Annotated in this window: 16 protein-coding genes, 1 tRNA gene and 1 pseudogene; 7 read left to right on the top strand and 11 right to left on the bottom strand. The window is 37.4% G+C overall.

What is annotated here, in order from left to right; all coding sequences use genetic code 11:
• The first annotated feature begins 103 nt into the window (after positions 1-103).
• Positions 104-1,108, top strand: coding sequence for an NAD-dependent epimerase/dehydratase family protein (locus RMO03_RS04580; protein ID WP_309640910.1), 1,005 nt, complete (start codon positions 104-106; stop codon positions 1,106-1,108).
• A gap of 1 nt (position 1,109) precedes the next feature.
• On the opposite strand, the gene RMO03_RS04575 is transcribed toward RMO03_RS04580, so the two are convergent.
• From RMO03_RS04575 to RMO03_RS04565, 3 genes are all read right to left on the bottom strand, one after another.
• Entirely contained in the window at positions 1,110-1,505 is a 396-nt protein-coding gene (locus tag RMO03_RS04575; protein WP_309640909.1) for a DUF4296 domain-containing protein, read from the bottom strand.
• A 103-nt stretch (positions 1,506-1,608) separates the two neighbouring features.
• A complete protein-coding gene (locus RMO03_RS04570) occupies positions 1,609-2,949 on the bottom strand; it encodes a dihydroorotase (protein ID WP_309640908.1) in 1,341 nt (446 codons plus the stop codon).
• On the bottom strand, positions 2,949-3,674 hold the full coding sequence (locus RMO03_RS04565) for a polyprenol monophosphomannose synthase (protein WP_309640907.1): 726 nt from the start codon (positions 3,672-3,674) through the stop codon (positions 2,949-2,951). Before RMO03_RS04565 ends, RMO03_RS04570 begins: the two co-directional genes overlap by 1 nt.
• 182 nt (positions 3,675-3,856) lie before the next feature.
• Between RMO03_RS04565 and RMO03_RS04560 the strand changes: the two genes are divergently transcribed.
• The 3 genes from RMO03_RS04560 to RMO03_RS04550 all read left to right on the top strand — a co-directional run bounded on the left by RMO03_RS04560 (position 3,857) and on the right by RMO03_RS04550 (position 5,712).
• Entirely contained in the window at positions 3,857-4,522 is a 666-nt protein-coding gene (locus RMO03_RS04560; RefSeq protein WP_309640906.1) for a DUF4271 domain-containing protein, read from the top strand.
• Between the two features lie 21 nt (positions 4,523-4,543).
• Positions 4,544-5,293 carry a uroporphyrinogen-III synthase gene (locus RMO03_RS04555; protein ID WP_309640905.1) on the top strand — a complete coding sequence of 250 codons (750 nt, stop codon included), beginning with the start codon at positions 4,544-4,546 and terminating at the stop codon, positions 5,291-5,293.
• A gap of 155 nt (positions 5,294-5,448) precedes the next feature.
• Positions 5,449-5,712 (top strand): hypothetical protein, encoded by a 264-nt coding sequence (locus tag RMO03_RS04550; RefSeq protein WP_309640904.1) that lies wholly within the window; start codon positions 5,449-5,451, stop codon positions 5,710-5,712.
• 87 nt (positions 5,713-5,799) lie between these two features.
• Here the strand turns inward: RMO03_RS04550 and RMO03_RS04545 are convergent, their stop codons facing one another.
• The 8 genes from RMO03_RS04545 to RMO03_RS04510 all read right to left on the bottom strand — a co-directional run bounded on the left by RMO03_RS04545 (position 5,800) and on the right by RMO03_RS04510 (position 11,002).
• Positions 5,800-6,159: a nuclear transport factor 2 family protein gene (locus RMO03_RS04545; protein ID WP_309640903.1), complete on the bottom strand. Its 360-nt coding sequence runs from the start codon at positions 6,157-6,159 to the stop codon at positions 5,800-5,802.
• Positions 6,160-6,163: 4 nt separating this feature from the next.
• Entirely contained in the window at positions 6,164-6,601 is a 438-nt protein-coding gene (locus RMO03_RS04540; RefSeq protein ID WP_309640902.1) for an SRPBCC domain-containing protein, read from the bottom strand.
• Positions 6,602-6,619: 18 nt separating this feature from the next.
• Complete coding sequence (locus RMO03_RS04535; protein ID WP_309640901.1) at positions 6,620-7,069, bottom strand: SRPBCC family protein; 450 nt, start codon at positions 7,067-7,069, stop codon at positions 6,620-6,622.
• Positions 7,059-7,403: a metalloregulator ArsR/SmtB family transcription factor gene (locus RMO03_RS04530; protein WP_309640900.1), complete on the bottom strand. Its 345-nt coding sequence runs from the start codon at positions 7,401-7,403 to the stop codon at positions 7,059-7,061. The genes RMO03_RS04535 and RMO03_RS04530 overlap by 11 nt, the downstream gene beginning before the upstream one ends.
• A 463-nt stretch (positions 7,404-7,866) precedes the next feature.
• Positions 7,867-7,951, bottom strand: a tRNA-Ser gene (locus RMO03_RS04525).
• Between the two features lie 62 nt (positions 7,952-8,013).
• Positions 8,014-9,042 (bottom strand): asparaginase, encoded by a 1,029-nt coding sequence (locus RMO03_RS04520; RefSeq protein WP_309640899.1) that lies wholly within the window; start codon positions 9,040-9,042, stop codon positions 8,014-8,016.
• Positions 9,032-10,168 carry a 1-acyl-sn-glycerol-3-phosphate acyltransferase gene (locus RMO03_RS04515; protein ID WP_309640898.1) on the bottom strand — a complete coding sequence of 379 codons (1,137 nt, stop codon included), beginning with the start codon at positions 10,166-10,168 and terminating at the stop codon, positions 9,032-9,034. Before RMO03_RS04515 ends, RMO03_RS04520 begins: the two co-directional genes overlap by 11 nt.
• Before the next feature lie 66 nt (positions 10,169-10,234).
• A complete protein-coding gene (locus tag RMO03_RS04510; RefSeq protein WP_309640897.1) occupies positions 10,235-11,002 on the bottom strand; it encodes a TatD family hydrolase in 768 nt (255 codons plus the stop codon).
• Between the two features lie 106 nt (positions 11,003-11,108).
• Here RMO03_RS04510 and RMO03_RS04505 point away from each other — a divergent pair, with 106 nt between their 5' ends.
• From RMO03_RS04505 to RMO03_RS04495, 3 genes and pseudogenes are all read left to right on the top strand, one after another.
• Positions 11,109-11,546: a retropepsin-like aspartic protease gene (locus RMO03_RS04505; protein ID WP_309640896.1), complete on the top strand. Its 438-nt coding sequence runs from the start codon at positions 11,109-11,111 to the stop codon at positions 11,544-11,546.
• A gap of 101 nt (positions 11,547-11,647) precedes the next feature.
• Positions 11,648-14,242 (top strand): T9SS type A sorting domain-containing protein, encoded by a 2,595-nt coding sequence (locus RMO03_RS04500; RefSeq protein ID WP_309640895.1) that lies wholly within the window; start codon positions 11,648-11,650, stop codon positions 14,240-14,242.
• A 15-nt stretch (positions 14,243-14,257) separates the two neighbouring features.
• A pseudogene (locus RMO03_RS04495) lies at positions 14,258-16,984 on the top strand (hypothetical protein); the annotation flags it as partial.

Below are 16,984 nucleotides of genomic sequence, written 5' to 3'. Positions count from 1 at the left end.
CAAATCAATTTTTGGCAAAGATAAAATTTAATGTGGATTCGTAGAGTCCTTTTTTTCGATTAAACGATTCCACGATTAAACGATTAAACACTATTTTTACAACATGATACTAGTCACAGGAGCCACAGGTTTGGTCGGATCGCATTTACTATTGCAGTTGTTGAAAGACAATCAAAAAGTCCGTGCGTTGTATCGCAATGCAGCCACTCTTGAGAAAACAAAATCATTATTTCACAGTTATAACAAAGTTGATTTATTGGATCATATCGAATGGATTCAAGCCGACATTATCGATGTGCCTTCGCTAGAGCATGTGTTTCAAAACATCGATTATGTTTATCATTGTGCGTCATTGATTTCATTCAATCCAAACGATGAAAAACTATTGCGGAAAACCAATATTGAAGGCACCGCCAACATAGTTAATTTCTGTTTAAATTATAAAGTTAAAAAGCTGTGTTATGTAAGTTCGATTGCAGCTTTAGGCGATTTGAAAGAATTCGAAGATACCATCACCGAAGCAACCGAATGGAATCCCGAAGCAACCCATAGCGATTACGCCATTTCAAAATACGGTGCAGAAATGGAAGTTTGGCGCGGACAACAAGAAGGTTTATCGGTAACCATCGTCAATCCCGGAGTCATACTTGGTTCCGGTTTTTGGAAGACCGGCAGCGGATTGTTATTCACGCAAGTGGCACAAGGATTGTCGTTTTTTACCAAAGGTTCAACTGGATTTGTGTGTGTAACCGATGTAGTAAAAAGCATGATTCAATGCATGGAAAATCAAACGAGCGGTGCGCGATTTATTGTTGTGGCTGAGAATGCTTCCTACGAAAAAATAGTAAAAACCATCGCACTGGCTTTGAAAGTAAAAATACCAAATCTTTACGCAAGACCTTGGATGACAGAAATCTATTGGCGAATTGATGGATTGCTGTCGATGCTATTTAATAAGAAAAGAATTTTGAGTCAATCGATGGCGCGTTCTTTACATCAAACCGATTGGTATTCGAGTGAAAAAATAAAGTCGGAGTTGGGTTTTCAGTTTCAGAATATTGAGTCCAGTATTATTGAAATCGCAAAATATTATCCCAAACAAAAGTAACTTATCGCACTTGTCCTGCTTCAGCAGTTGGGATGCTCGATGCTGGGATTTTTTTTGTTTCTGACGCTTCAGCAGTTGCTTTTTCTTTTTCGATGCGCTCGGCTACTTTGTCGTACATTTTCTTGTATTGTTCGATTTGCGAAACATAATAGCGATTGCTTTCCGTGAATTGCAAACTGTCAATTTTATATTTTTTAAAGATGTATTCTTTAGGATTTATCGATTGATTTTTGGCGTCATAAGGGCTTTGAGATTTAATCGCATCCATAATCGACAAGTCATAAAGAATATCCGTCATCACCTCTTCATCAATGAGGTTGTTCGGTTTTTCGATGGTTGTATGATTACAACTTGACAAAAAAAGCACAAGGCAGATTATGCATAAATATTTTTTCATATATGTAGAATTTATTTATTAGCGGTCATATATGGTATCGCCTTTTTATTTATCGGTGTTTGTTGGCACAAACTTTTGTTAGTGGCGATTTCATAGCTCTATTTTATCGGTCAAACAACAAGCGTTTTCCACAACGGATTTCTTTGACTTTGAAATTGTGATACACCAATTGTCCGTTCACAAAAGTATGGGTAATTCTTGAAGTAAACGTAAATCCTTCAAATGGCGACCAACCACATTTGTATAAGATGTTTTCTTTTTTAACGCTCCAAGGCAAACCTGCATTTATAATGACCAAATCGGCATAATAGCCTTTTTTGATGAATCCTCTTTTTTCTATTTTGAAAACAATTGCGGGATTATGTGCCGTTTTTTCTACGATTTTTTCGATAGCAATTTTCCCTTGATGGTAGGCTTCAAACATCGCAACCAAAGCATGTTGCACTAATGGTCCGCCCGATGGAGCTTTCAAGTAGGATTGTTTTTTTTCTTCTAATGTATGTGGCGCGTGATCGGTCGCTATGACATCTATACGGTCGTCGAGCAAAGCTTCCCAAAGTGCTGCGCGATCATTGGCAGTTTTTACAGCTGGATTCCATTTGATGAAATTGCCTTTGGCGGCATAATCTTCATTGGTAAACCACAAATGATGAATGCAAACTTCAGCCGTGATTTTCTTGTCTTGTAATGGAATTTTATTGGTGAATAAAGCCATTTCTTTAGCGGTCGACAAATGAAAAACATGCAATCGAGCACCCGTTTTTTTAGCTAAAGCAATCGCTTTGGAAGATGATAAATAACACGCTTCTTCGCTCCTGATTAAATGATGCGCCGTTACCGGAACATCGTCGCCATACTCAGCAATATATTCTTCAAGATTATTTTTGATGGTTTGCTCATCTTCGCAATGAACCGCAATGAGCATTGGTGTTGATGCAAATATTTTTTCTAAAACCGCTTCATTATCAACGAGCATATTGCCCGTTGACGAACCCAAAAAGATTTTAATTCCGGCTACATTTTTAGGATTGGTTTTCAAAACTTCTTCTAAATTGTCATTCGTTGCGCCCATCATAAAGGAATAGTTGGCATACGAATTTTGTGCAGCGATTTGATATTTTTCTTCGAGAATTTTTTGTGTTACCGCGTTGGGGATCGTGTTGGGTTGTTCAATAAAAGAAGTGATTCCGCCGGCAATAGCAGCTCTCGATTCGGAAGCGATATCGCCTTTGTTCGTGAGGCCTGGTTCTCTGAAATGCACTTGATCGTCGATCATTCCGGGAATCAGGAAATTTCCTTCGGCATCAATGATAGTAGTATTGGTCGACTTGGCGCTGATGCTTTCAGCGATGTCAACAATGTATTCGTCTTCAATTAAAACATCGCCTTCAAAGACTTGTCCTTCATTGACTATTTTGGCATTTTTAATTAAAATTCTTTTCATTATAATTGATTGAAAAACTTTCTGATTCGCAAAGAAATCACGCCAAAAACGGCTTCTTTAATAATGGCATTACTCATTTTCGATTGCCCTTTGGTGCGGTCTGTAAAAATAATCGGCACTTCCGCAAGATGAAATCCTTTGGCGTAAGCTCTGTATTTCATTTCGATCTGAAAAGCATAACCGATAAATTTTATTCTATCAATATTGATTTGCTCTAAAACGGTGCGTTTATAACAGATGAATCCGGCAGTCGCATCGTGAATTTTCATGCCCGTAATCGTCTTCACATAAACCGATGCAAAGTACGACATCAGAACCCGACTTAATGGCCAATTGACGACATTCACACCAGTAACGTAGCGCGAACCAATGGCAACATCGGCTTCGCCTAAATGACATGCGTTGTATAGCTTTTCCAAATCATTCGGATTGTGAGAAAAATCGGCATCCATTTCAAAAAAATATTGATAATGCCTTGCCAAAGCCCAATGAAATCCGTGCACATAAGCGGTTCCCAATCCTGATTTTTTATGGCGCTTTTCGAGGTGCAATCGGTCTTTAAATTCTTCTTGTAACGCAATTACTTTGTCTGCTGTATGATCTGGAGAATTGTCATCTACGACTAAAACATCAAACGTTTTATGCAACGAAAATACGGCTCTCACAATCGTTTCGATGTTTTCAATTTCGTTATAAGTAGGGATGATTACAATTCCATCATTCATGGCAAACGGACAATTTATGGAGCAAAAATAAACTTTTTATGGCAGTTGCCTCTTAAGAAAACGATAATAAAAGTACCAAATGTTAATAAAATTTCTTTTGAAAATAAAATGGGAATTGAATTCACCTCAAAAAGAAAAAACAAAAGCCAAAATACCGTTAATTTTACTAATTTTGCGGCATGATGATGGAAACCATTTTGCAACCACGGATTATCGGAGCACGCGATTGGGCGACGATTGTATTCGTTTTAATGTTTGTCATTATTGCTATTGTAAAATCGGTTTTTGAAAGTCGGTTTCAGGATTTTATGAAGTTGATTGTTTCGGATAAATACATCAAAATGTACCGTGATTCGATGTATCTCATGAGCGGTTTTACGATTTTTCTGTTTGTCGTGCAATTGGTTTCGTTGGCGTTTTTTATTCAACTTTGTTTAAATCATTTTTTTCATACTTCTAAAACCGACGGTATTCTTTTCATTCAGATTACTACTTTTTTGAGTGTATTTGTACTTTCAAAATTCCTTATTGAAAAGATTATTGCGACTTCTTTCAACATTGAAGAATTCTCAGACCAATTCAATTTACAGAAAGTTAGCTACAGAACGTATGTCGGATTGCTGCTTCTGCCGGTAGACACGATTCTGTTTTACAATTCGAGTTTACCAGATTTATTGTTATACGTTTTAATAGTTGCCGTATTGCTAACAAATTTGTTAACTTACGTCATTTCCTTAAAGAATTATCAAAATTTATTAATTGGCAAGTTGTTTTATTTTATTTTATATCTTTGCGCACTTGAAATAGCCCCATATTATTTCATCTGTTATTGGTTTACAAAAAGTTAGCATATTTAGAAAATGTCAAATATGAAAGTGAAAACAATTTTGGTGTCACAGCCTGAGCCTAAAGTAGAGAATTCTCCTTACTTTGAGCTGCAACAAAAGCATAAAGTAAAAGTTGATTTCAGACCTTTTATACACGTTGAGGGTGTTAATGCGAAAGACGTTCGTCTTCAAAAAATTGACCTCAACAACTACTCAGCGATAATCTTAACCAGTAAAAATTCTGTCGATCACTTTTTTAGAGTGGCTGAGGAAATGCGTTATAAAGTTCCTGAAGGCTTGAAATATTTTTGTCAGTCAGAAGCCATTGCTTTTTACTTGCAAAAATATGTCGTGTATAGAAAACGTAAGATTTATGTAGGTCAAAAAGATTTTGCAGATTTATCACCATTGATTAAAAAATACAAAGACGAAAAATTCTTGTTGCCTGCTTCTGATCAATTGAATGCAGATGCACCGCAAACTTTGAACAACCTTAAAGTCAATTGGACGCAAGCAACTTTCTACAAAACCGTGATGAGTGACTTGTCTGATTTGGCTGATGTATATTACGATATATTGGCGTTCTTCAGTCCAACCGGAATCAAATCATTGTTTATGAATTTCCCTGATTTCCAACAGAACAATACGCGTATTGCAGTTTTTGGAAGCACAACACAGAAAGAAGCTTTGGAGCACGGATTGCGTATCGATATTTTGGCACCAACTCCGGAAACACCTTCGATGACCATGGCTTTGGAAAGGTATATTGCAGAAGCGAACAAAGGAAAATAAGTTTAAAAAAAATAGATGTATAAAGAGCCTCAAATGTTGAGGCTCTTTTTTTATTAAATATTTTACTGGTGGTAACTTTATAACAAAAAAGCAAAGTTTAACAATAAAAAACAATGTAATATTCTTACCTTTATTGCACCCTTAATCTATTTTGCATGAACACCAACCTACCTCAAGCCCGAGACAAGAATGTGCTCGGATCACCTATTGGCAGCGAATATTCGCTCGACGAACAATTACTTGAAATCTATTGGGCAAAAAAAGAACTTGAAGAGTTTCTTCCAAAAATTGCCACTTATGCTCACGCTCATGAAGTCGCCAACATTGCATTATCGCAATTATCTATGATTGAAAAGCGAATTATCTGGATTTTAGAATCCGAATCCAAAGGATTAATAAAGCATTCAGGTAATAAATAAATACACAACTTCCTGTTTCACAGACTGCAGTTCTTACTCATCAGAATTGTCAAGCAATCTAGGCTCTCTTCCAAATGCGGTTTGGACTTACATTGATAAAGGCACGACGTACGAATTCATCCTTTTGACGAGCCCGTTTTCGAGATAATACGCATTGTGGAATACGCCTTTAAACACCATTCCATTTTTCATTCCGCAAGATACATGACCTTCAACAGCTACATAATTCCCTTCCGCGACTTCATTTTTAATGGTAATTGTTGGCGGGCCATCTGCCATTTCGCCGCGTATATTATCCCTAAATTCTGACTTCCCAATCGCTGTGAAATGTCCTTCAACATCCCAACGAACATCATCGGCTAAGCAAGACAAAATCATGTCATCACTATCGGCTTCAAATCCTTTGTTGAGTTTTCGGATGACAGCTTTGTTGTTTTCTGTTGTCATTTTATTATTGATTAATAGATTCTACGTACGCTTCGAGACTTTTGTTTAGAATACCATTCCATCCTGCATTGAAATTGAATATTGCAAAATCAGGTTGCGATTGTGGGAAAGTATCGATTCCGGTATGCTTCAATTTTAAAAGTGTTTTATTTTCTTGCGACGACAATTCAAAAGTGACATGCGAAATTCCCGCGTAACCCTCATAAGCCCAACTATAAGTGAGCTTTTGTTGTGGAATAACCTCAGTAACTTCACAAAGATGTACGTATTGCTTTTCCGGACTTGGACCTCCGGTAAAGGAGAATTTGAAACCCACTTCGGCTTTAAATTCTTCAAGGTCGAAATACCATTTTTTCATTTCAGTTTTGTCGGTCAATGCTTTCCAAATCGTTGCGACTGGAGCATCGAATAACCTTTCGAGTTGTATTACATTTGAATTCATATGATTTTATTTGAGTGATTATTTTAATTGGTTTAAGTAAGCATCTAGTTTTTCAATATTCTGTTTCAATCCTTCGGCTGCGTTAAATTTTTTGACCACTTCAATCAATTGCTTTTTACTTAGGAAAAGCATTTGCCAATGAATATGGGTTGAGTTGCCACGACTTTCAAACACAACGGTTGCTGTAAATTTCGGTCCTGAAATATGATCATAGACCAATTTTTTATGATGAATCACTTCTTTGAAAACACTTTTGTTTTTGTAATCGGTTCCGTCGGGCCCATGCATGACGAGATTCCATTCGCCACCGGGTTGCACTTCCATTTTTGATATGGTGTTGGTGAAATCATTGGGTCCCCACCAGTTTTTGAGGTGTTCGGGATTCGTCCATACTTCCCAAACCAATTCAATTGGCGCATGGAAAGTTCTTTCGATTTCGATGGTTCTATCTTTGATGTTATTTACCATTTTTGGTCTGCTTTTTATGATCCACAGTTTGCAATTGATTTAAATAACCTTCGAGCGAATCGAACTTGGATTCCCAGAATTTTTTATACTGTTCTACCCAAACCGAAACTTCTGAAAGCTTGTCGAGTCTGGCTTCACAAAAACGATCGCGCCCCACTTGATTGATGGTAACCAATCCGCATTCCGTCAATATTTTAATATGCTTCGATATTGCCGGTCTGCTGATATTAAATTTGTCTGACACCGCATTTAAATTCAAAGATTGATTCGAAATCAAATGCAGAATGTCTCTACGTGTCGGATCTGCTATGGCTTGAAATACGTCTCTTCTCATGTGTTTTTATTTAATTATGAAACCAATCGGTTACAAATATATGTAATAATTCGGTTACGCAAATTTTCTTTAAGTTTTTTTGAAATAAGTTCTGAGGATTTTAAAAAATGGTGTTCCTTAGAATAACTTAGAAGATGAATTGTAAGTAAATGAATTAAAGCATTCGCTTTCGCTTATATGAAGGCTTGGTTAATATAAGTTGGGATTAATTGCGGCGAGTCTTGGTGGAGTAATCTGTGAATAAAACTATGCTTTTTGCAAAGGCTGTTTTTCTTTTATAAAATTGCGTTGGAACTGAACTTCATAGGGATTACCTGCGGTGATCCCTTGTGGGGGAACCTGTCAATAAAACTTCGCCTTTTGCAAAGGCTGTTTTTCTTATATAAAAAACTGCTTATGAAAGTGAACTTTCAACGCAGTTTTTTATATAAGAAAAACCGAAGCTCCCGCTTCGGTTTTATTGCAGAAAGGATGGGATTCGAACCCACGTTATGTTACCATAAACACGCTTTCCAAGCGTGCGCCTTCAGCCACTCGGCCACCTTTCTATTGATTGCGGGTGCAAATAACTACAAAAAAATTCAGTTACAGAAATTAAAAAACCTATTTTTTAGGATAATTCTCCACGCAGTGAAGTTTCAAAAATGGTTTTGAAAACATTTGCCGAAACATGCTGTCCCAAAAGATACATCAACTTGGTGACGGCAGCTTCTGTGGTGCTGTCTTTTCCTGAAATCACTCCAATTTTCTTCAAGCCTGTGCTGGTTTCGTATTGTCCCATATTAACACTTCCGCCGGAGCATTGTGTGACATTGACGATATGCAATCCTTTTTTGATGGCTTTTTTCAAAGCAGAAAGAAACCATTCTTCGGTCGGTGCATTTCCCGAACCATAAGTTTCTAGAATCATTCCCTTGAGGTTTGGAATACTTAGGATGGAAGTCAAAACATTTTCATTAATGCCCGGAAATATTTTTAAAATGACCACATTATCATCGAGCTCTTTATGAACGATGAATTTCTTATTGTTGTTTTTCGGTAGCATCAAATGGTGATTCACTTTCAAATGCACGCCCGATTCGGCTAGAGGCGAATAATTGGGTGATGTAAACGCATTGAAATGTTCCGCATTAATCTTTGTAGTTCTGTTGCCGCGATGTAATTTATATTCAAAATACAAACACACTTCATGAATGACGGGCTTGCCTTTTTGTTGCAACGAAGCGATTTGAATGGCCGTAATTAAATTCTCTTTCGCATCAGTTCGTAAATCTCCAATCGGCAATTGCGACCCTGTAAACACAACCGGTTTGCCTAAATTCTCTAACATAAAACTCAATGCTGACGCAGAATAAGACATCGTGTCGGAACCGTGCAAGACAACAAATCCATCGAACTTGGTGTAATTTTCTTCGATGATAGTCGCCATTCTGATCCACATCGACGGATTCATATTCGAGGAATCGATTGGATGCTCGAACGAAATGGTTTCGATTTGGCAATCGAGTTGTTTGAGTTCGGGAATTTTCTGTAACAGCTTACTAAAGTTGAACGCTTTGAGTGCTCCGGTTTCAAAATCTTTCATCATACCAATCGTTCCACCGGTATAAATCAGCAGAATGTTGGGCTTAGTGAGCATTTTGATATTTCATTTTATTGACCACCGGATTGGCATACATATTTAAAAATCCTTCTAAAGCAATCGGGTTGTCTTGGTCGATTTTGATGTCGAGTCTTTTTTCGAAAAGTTTCTTTTCATTTTCGGTGTAAAACGTTTCGTATGTATTGGTTTTATTGAGGATATCGTAGGCGATATAATTCGTTGGCCACAATTTATAACTGTTCAATATCGAATCATCAATGGCTTGGGCTAAAGCTTGAATTCGCTTGTTGGTGTTGTCATTTTCATTGGCAATTTGATCCAATTCACTGTCAAGCACATCGCCAATATGAATGTGAATACGTTTCTTTTGTCCCATAATACCACTTAATAATGTCATGAAATCTTCATTCTTTTCTTTGATGTAAATTTCATTATTCGCTTCGGCCATTAGTTGCGGCATTTTGAGCGCATCGGTCGGATCGTATTCATAAGAAATTGAAACCGGAACCACTTTAATTTTTTTGAAATAGTCCATCAGATTTTCTTCATCCGAACCCATCGCGAGCATTTTCAAAACACCGGTATGCGTCGCATCATTGCCATCTTTGGTTCTGCCTTCGCGCTGTGCAATCCATACGGAGCGATTTTCACGAAGCAACAATTGCCCAATGTATTCCGACATCAATTTGGAACTTTGCAACAATTCTCTTGGTGCTAAACCGCGCTGCACAAGAAAATTTCGATTGAGTTTTGACAACGTCAACAGAAAAGATTTCTTGACTAAATTATCCCCAATCGCCGAAGCCGTCATGACCAAACCGTGCTCGAATAAGGCGGCATTGAGCAAAGAAGTATCGAGAATAATATCGCGATGATTGGAAATAAAAAGGTAAGCGGTATTTTTTTCGAGTTTTTCGAAACCTGAAGTCGAAAGCCCATCGGAGCTTTTCTCTAAAACTTTTTGAACCGATTGATAAATAAAATTGCATTGAAAATCACGAATCGAATGCGTTTTCAGTAATTGTTCTTTCCAGACTTCATCGGGTGTATCAGGAAACGTAAAATTCATCAGCGCTTTCATCATCGGATGATTGACTGACGATCGCATTCCTTCATTGACTTCCGTGTCATAAAACGGGCGAATCGCATCAAATTTCTGCATCTTACAAATTTATTTTAATGCAACAAAAGAACAAAATTTTATTGACATCCTAAGTTACTTTTTCGATTAAATCCCAAAAACAGTTTTAGAATTTACGGTAGTAATTCGGGCGATTTCCTCTGGTGAAAGCTTGTAAATTTCGGCCAATTTTTGAACCACATTGATGATGTAGCTGCTTTCATTTCGTTTGCCTCGGTATGGAATGGGCGCTAAATAAGGTGAATCGGTTTCAAGAACAATATGTTTCAAATCGATTTGATTTAGAAATTGGTCGATTTTGCCGTTTTTGAATGTGACTACACCACCGATTCCGAGTTTCATATTGAAGGAAATGGCACGTAACGCTTGCTCATAAGTTCCAGTAAAGCAATGAAAAATTCCGAACAAATCCGGCGATTTCTCCGCTTCGAGTACATCGAAAATTTCATCGAAAGCTTCACGACAGTGAATGACAATGGGCAATTGAAATTGTTTCGCCAATTTGATTTGATGGCGAAATGCGTCTTGCTGTTCTTTGAGATGTGTTTTATCCCAATACAAGTCGATTCCGATTTCACCGATGGCGTAGAATTTTCTTTTCGACAATTCGGTTTCGACATGAAGCAATTCATCTTTATAATTGTCTTTGACATACGTTGGATGCAAGCCCATCATTAGGAATACATTTTCAGGAAAAGCTTGTTCCAAATCATACATTGATTCGGTACAAGTGGAATCAATTGCGGGAATAAAAAAACGAGAAACACCTTTATTGATAGCTCTTTGTATCATTTCATTTCGGTCTTGATCAAATTCTTCGCTGTAAAGATGGGTGTGTGTATCGGTAATTATCATCGGTTTTTAAATGCAAATTTTAAAGTTCAAAATTACGACATAAAACAAACTATTTCCTAAAACTTTGCGACCTTAGCGCAAAACTTAGTGCCTTTGCGGTAAAAAAATGAAAGACTTACACGATATTCTTAAAAAAGAAAAGTACAAAAAGATTCGCTTTAAAGTAACTAAAACCCAGCATTTGCTAATCAAAGCACGCATCAATGGTGTTCGTGGAAATTTCATTCTCGATACCGGAGCGAGCAACAGTTGTGTTGGTTTTGAGTGTATCGAATTGTTTCAACTTACCGCAGGAAAATCGAAAACCAAAGCCGCAGGCGCCGGAGCAACCGGAATGTTTACACAATTGGCTAAAGGCAATCAATTGCAAATTGGAACATGGAAAAACAACCATTTTCATTTGGTTATTTTCGATTTATCGCATGTGAATGAAGCGTTGACACAGCATAAATCCAAACCCGTTCAAGGCATTATTGGCGCTGATGTTTTGTTAGAAGGAAAGGCCATCATCGACTATTATAATCATTGTGTTTATTTGCAGTAATTGCGAATTCTAATTCAAAACCGCCGAATTCTAAATGGTAATATCCATTTAATATTTTGTGAGATTTTATTTCATACATTTGAGAATTAAACTCTTACGCTATGAAAAAAAAATCCTCATTTTTAGGTTTTATCTTGGTTATCATTGGGCTTTTTAGCAATCCTATTTTTTCTCAAATAGTAGCAAACAATGATAGTGGCTCCATTATCAATAATACTGGTACAACGGTTGTCATTCAAGATCTTTTGAACAATGACAGTTTGAATGGCTTTCCAATAACGATTTCACAAGTCACTATTGCTCAGATTTCTTCAACCAGTAGTTATTTTTCTATAAATCCATCAACTGGTTCTGTGCTATTCAATGGGCCTGCACCTATTGGAAATTATTATTTAGGTTATGAGATTTGTGATGCCAACAACGCTGGCAATTGTGCCCAAGCTGATATTTTCGTTAGTGTAGTTCCCAATCAAATTCGAGCTGTAAAAGATTATGCAAACACTCCGAATGGATCTGCTCCGGTGGTTGTAATTCAAGATGTTTTGGCGAATGATACTTTAAATGGCTTGCCGCTGACTTTATCTCAAGTTTCTATTTCTCAAGTTTCCTCGACCAGTAATTATCTTTCTATTAATGAAAACGGCGGTGTAGTTTTCTCTAATGGTCCTGCTCCGACGGGCACTTATACGATAAACTATTATATCTGTGAAAACGCAAATCCGAACAACTGTGCATCTGGTTTTGCAGCGGTAAGCATTGGATGTACCGTTACTACGCCGGTTGCTACTATCACACAACCTTCTTGTTTTAATTCATTGTCGACCATTCAATTGTCGGGATTGCCTGCGGTTGGCACATGGAATATCTATAGCAACGGAGTCATAATCAAAACCGGCAGCGGGGTCGTAACAACACTAACCGGTATCACTCCCGGAAAATACACGATCAATGTCGCGAATGCTACTGGTTGTTTTTCGCCACCTCTAAATATTGAAGTCGGCTATCTCACCACCGCATTGACTGCAACTTATGTTGATTTTAATGCTGATGGCATTACCAATGTAGGCGATATTATCACTTATAATATTGGGGTCACTAATATCAGCAGTTGTAATTTGACTGATGTTATTGTCAATAGTATTGGGTTGAATGTAACCGGAAATCCAGTTTCTCTGGCTGCAGGTGCGACAGACACTACCACTTTTTCTGCGACTTATCCGCTGACTCAAAATGATATTAATACTGGTTTTGTGTATAAAACAATAACCGCTACAGGAACGGCAAGCTCCGGAACTGTGACTTCGGCTTCGGCTGCAACCACTACTTTGAATGTAACAGACGGCATCAAATTAGTAGCTTTCCTTGATGCAAACAGTAACGGAATTAAAGATGCTTCCGAGCATAATTTCTCTTTAGGCGAGTATCATTACGACATTAATGACAGCGGCGTTCCCACTAACGTTGCTTCTAATGGAGATTATTATTTGTATGAAAGCAATCCTGCTACTTCATACGACTTAAGTTATACCGTAAACAGTGCTAATGCGGCACAATATACAGTCACTAACGCAAATTACAATAACATTACAGTCGCGGCTGGTTCTGGAATAACCACTTTCTATTTTGCCGTTACCGTGGTTCCTTTCAAAGATCTTGAAATTGTAGTATATCCTTACGGTGTATCCCCAAGACCTGGTTTTACTTATTATAATTACGTAAGCTATCGCAATTCAGGAAACGTTGCTATCCCATCAGGAACGGTTAGTTTTACTAAAGACAATTTGGTTACGATTCTATCTGTTTCTCAAGCAGGAACAGTAAGTAATGCTACCGGTTTTACATACAATTTCAGCAATTTACTTCCAAATGAAGTCAGAGGTTTTACTGTAAACATGCAGGTTCCAGTTATTCCTATTGTTAGCATTGGCAATTTATTGACCAATAGCGCTTCGATTACTATTCCTGTTGGCGATATTAATCCTGCCAATAACAACAGCAGTTATTCTCAAGTCATTGTTGGGTCTTATGATCCGAACGACAAAAGTGAAAGCCATGGTGGAAAAGTGTTGTTTTCAACCTTTACAGCTAATGATTATTTAACGTATACCATTCGTTTTGAAAATACCGGAACGGCCAATGCAATCAATGTTAATGTAAGCGACATCTTAGACAACCATTTAGATGAAACTACGGTGAGCATGGTGCGCTCAAGTCATCCTTATATTTTAGAAAGAGTAGGCTCGCATTTGACCTGGAAATTCAACGGCATCGAATTACCGCCATCTGTTGAAGATACTAACATTGGTCATGGTTATATTGTATTTCAAGTAAAACCAAAAGCAGGTTATTCGCTTGGCGATATTATTCCGAATACTGCGGATATCTTCTTTGATTTTAATCCGGCCATTGTAACGAATACTTGCACTACGGAATTTGTAAACACTTTAGCTACGAAAGGTTTTGCTTTTGATCAGTTTAGTTTCTATCCTAATCCTGTGAAAAATGCATTTCACATAAGCAATGATGTTGTTATGGATTCGATGACCATCACTTCTGTTTTAGGACAAACGATTTTGACAAAAAACATCGAAGCCTCTGAAGCAACAATCGATTTGTCGCTGCTTTCTAAAGGCATTTATTTCGTAAAAGTAAAAGCCAAAAACGAAGAGAAAACCGTTAAAATCATTAAAGAATAATCTAAATTTTTGGTTATGAAAAAATCAATTTTCCTATTGCTGCTACTAATCAGTTTTGCTGGTAATGCCCAATTGAATGAATTGAATAATTATTGTGGCAATACTACTTTCGATTTAACACCGATGAATGCTATACTTTTGTCAAATCAAAATCCAAATGACTTTGCCGTTACTTATCACTTAACACAAAGTGATGCCGCTGCTAACAGCAATGCGATTGTTGAGACGACAAATTATCAATCGACATCCTCACAACAGGTGCTTTTTGGTCGCTTACAAAATTTAACTTCAGGAGCCATTACAATCATTCCTTTTAATTTGATTGTGAACACAATGCTGAATGTTCAAATGTCGGCTACTTTGAACTTTCCATCATCCAATATCATTGCCATGCCAAGTGGCGGACAACAACCCTACACTTACCAATGGAGTTACAATGGCACGCCACTAACCGGCGAAACGGGCAATGATGTTTATGTGCTTAATTTGCCTTCCGGAACCTATACTGTTACGGTCACTGATGCCAATGGGTGCATGGGTTCAGGCACGATGAATAGCTCCATTCCACAAACCATCAATGCTAATGATGATACCGTTTTTTTGAGTAATTTAGATGGCGGTATCTCACCTCCTGGTGTTGGAAACATCTTGAGTAATGATTTTTTAAATGCGCTTCCTGTTTCTCTAAATCAAGTGGCTCTTTCATTAATATGGGTGAGTAATGACGGAATCGATTTGGATGCTAATGGTCAGATTCATGTCAATACAATGATGTCGAGTGGTACCTATTCTCTAATATACCAAATTTGCGAATTGAATAATCCGAACAATTGCGATAATGCTACGGTAACCATCCTCGTCGATTTTTGCAGAGCCAATACGCCTGTAATTGATTCTATTGTTCAACCTTTATGTAATGAAGTCAATGACGGAATAGTGAATTTATCGGGATTGCCGGCTGTAGGAACATGGACAATCACGTTAACAAACGAAAACAACATTACTACTTATAATGGCACTGGAGAAACTTTTTCAATACCTAATTTGGCAAATGGTCTTTATTCGTTAGACGTTTTAGCAGAAGATATTTTACTTGCAGGTTGTTATCGATCATATCCTGTTTGGTTTACCATCTATCAAAACAATGGTCTTTCATTAGATATGATTGGAAGTTATGTAGATTTCAATGCCGATGATATAACCGATGTTGGTGATGTAATTAATTATCAATTTGTAGTAACAAATCATTCTTGTGCAACAACAGCTACCAATGTGACTGTAACGAGCACTGAATTGAGCGTTTCAGGAGATCCGATTTCATTACAAGCTAATGAAACCAACAATAGTGCTTTTATAGGCACGCATGTTTTAACGCAAGAAGATATTACAACGGGTATGGTTGAAAAGCATGCTAAAGTATTGGGATATTATGGTGAAGTTTTTTTGCTTTCATTGGATTCAACAACCGTGCATTTGAATATTCCTGACGGCATCAAACTCAATGCTTTTTATGATTACAATACGAACAGTATTCAGGATGATGTTGAACCTAATTTTACCTATGGCGAATTCCACTATGCCATTAACGGCGGCACGGCTAATAACGTTTCAACTTCTAATGGCATGCATTTTATTTACGAATCGAACGCTACCAATTCTTACAATCTAAGTTATACAATCAACGGTGAATTTGCGACTCATTATACCGTAAATCCTGCATCATACTCGAACATTACCGTTGCGCTTGGTTCAGGAATAACCACTTATAATTTTCCGATAACAGTTACGCCATATTCTGATTTGGCTGTACAACTCTATAATTACAGTGCGCCACCTCGTCCTGGATTTATCTATCAAAATTATCTGAGTTACACCAATTATGGCAACCAAACTATAGCTTCGGGAACAGTTACTTTTGTTAAAGATCCACTATTGACTATCACCAGTATTTCAGAATCTGGGGCCATCACAAATGCTAATGGATTTGCGTTTGATTTCGTAAACTTATTACCCAACCAAACACGATACATTACGGTAAACATGCAAGTTCCTACGATTCCTACCATTGCTTTAGGACAACAATTAACCAACTCTTGTTCGATTTCAATTCCTGCAAATGACACCAATACAAACAACAATGCTTCAAGTCTGACACAAACTATTGTGGGTTCTTATGATCCGAATGATAAATCTGAAAGTCATTCCGGTGAAGTAGTGTTTTCGACTTTTTCAGCCGATGATTATTTAACGTATACCATTCGTTTTGAAAATACCGGAACCGCCAATGCCGTGAATGTCAAAGTCAATGATGTGCTCGACAGTCAACTTGACGAAAGCAGCATGAGAATGCTTACTTCGAGTCATCCGTTTGTTTTAAAACGTGTTAATAATACCCTAACTTGGGATTTTGAAGGTATCGATTTACCGCCAACAGTTGAAAATGATGAAGTGACCGGTCATGGTTATATTGTTTTTCAAGTTAAACCAAAATCGGGGTTTGCTTTGGGTGATGTAATTCCAAATACGGCTAATATTTTATTCGACTTCAATCCAGCGATTGTGACCAATACTTGCACTACCGAATTTGTTGCGACTTTAGGTGTGAATGCTTTTGATGCTGATACTTTTGAGTATTATCCGAATCCAACCTCGGATATCGTGACATTTGCTTTTAAAAATACTTCTACAACCATTGATACTATTGAAGTGATGGATGTTTTAGGCAAAACATTAATTTCAAAA

Origin of the sequence: Flavobacterium sp. (genome assembly GCF_031411595.1) — a bacterium.
GTDB lineage: Bacteria > Bacteroidota > Bacteroidia > Flavobacteriales > Flavobacteriaceae > Flavobacterium.
This window is presented reverse-complemented; position numbering and strand designations above follow the sequence as displayed.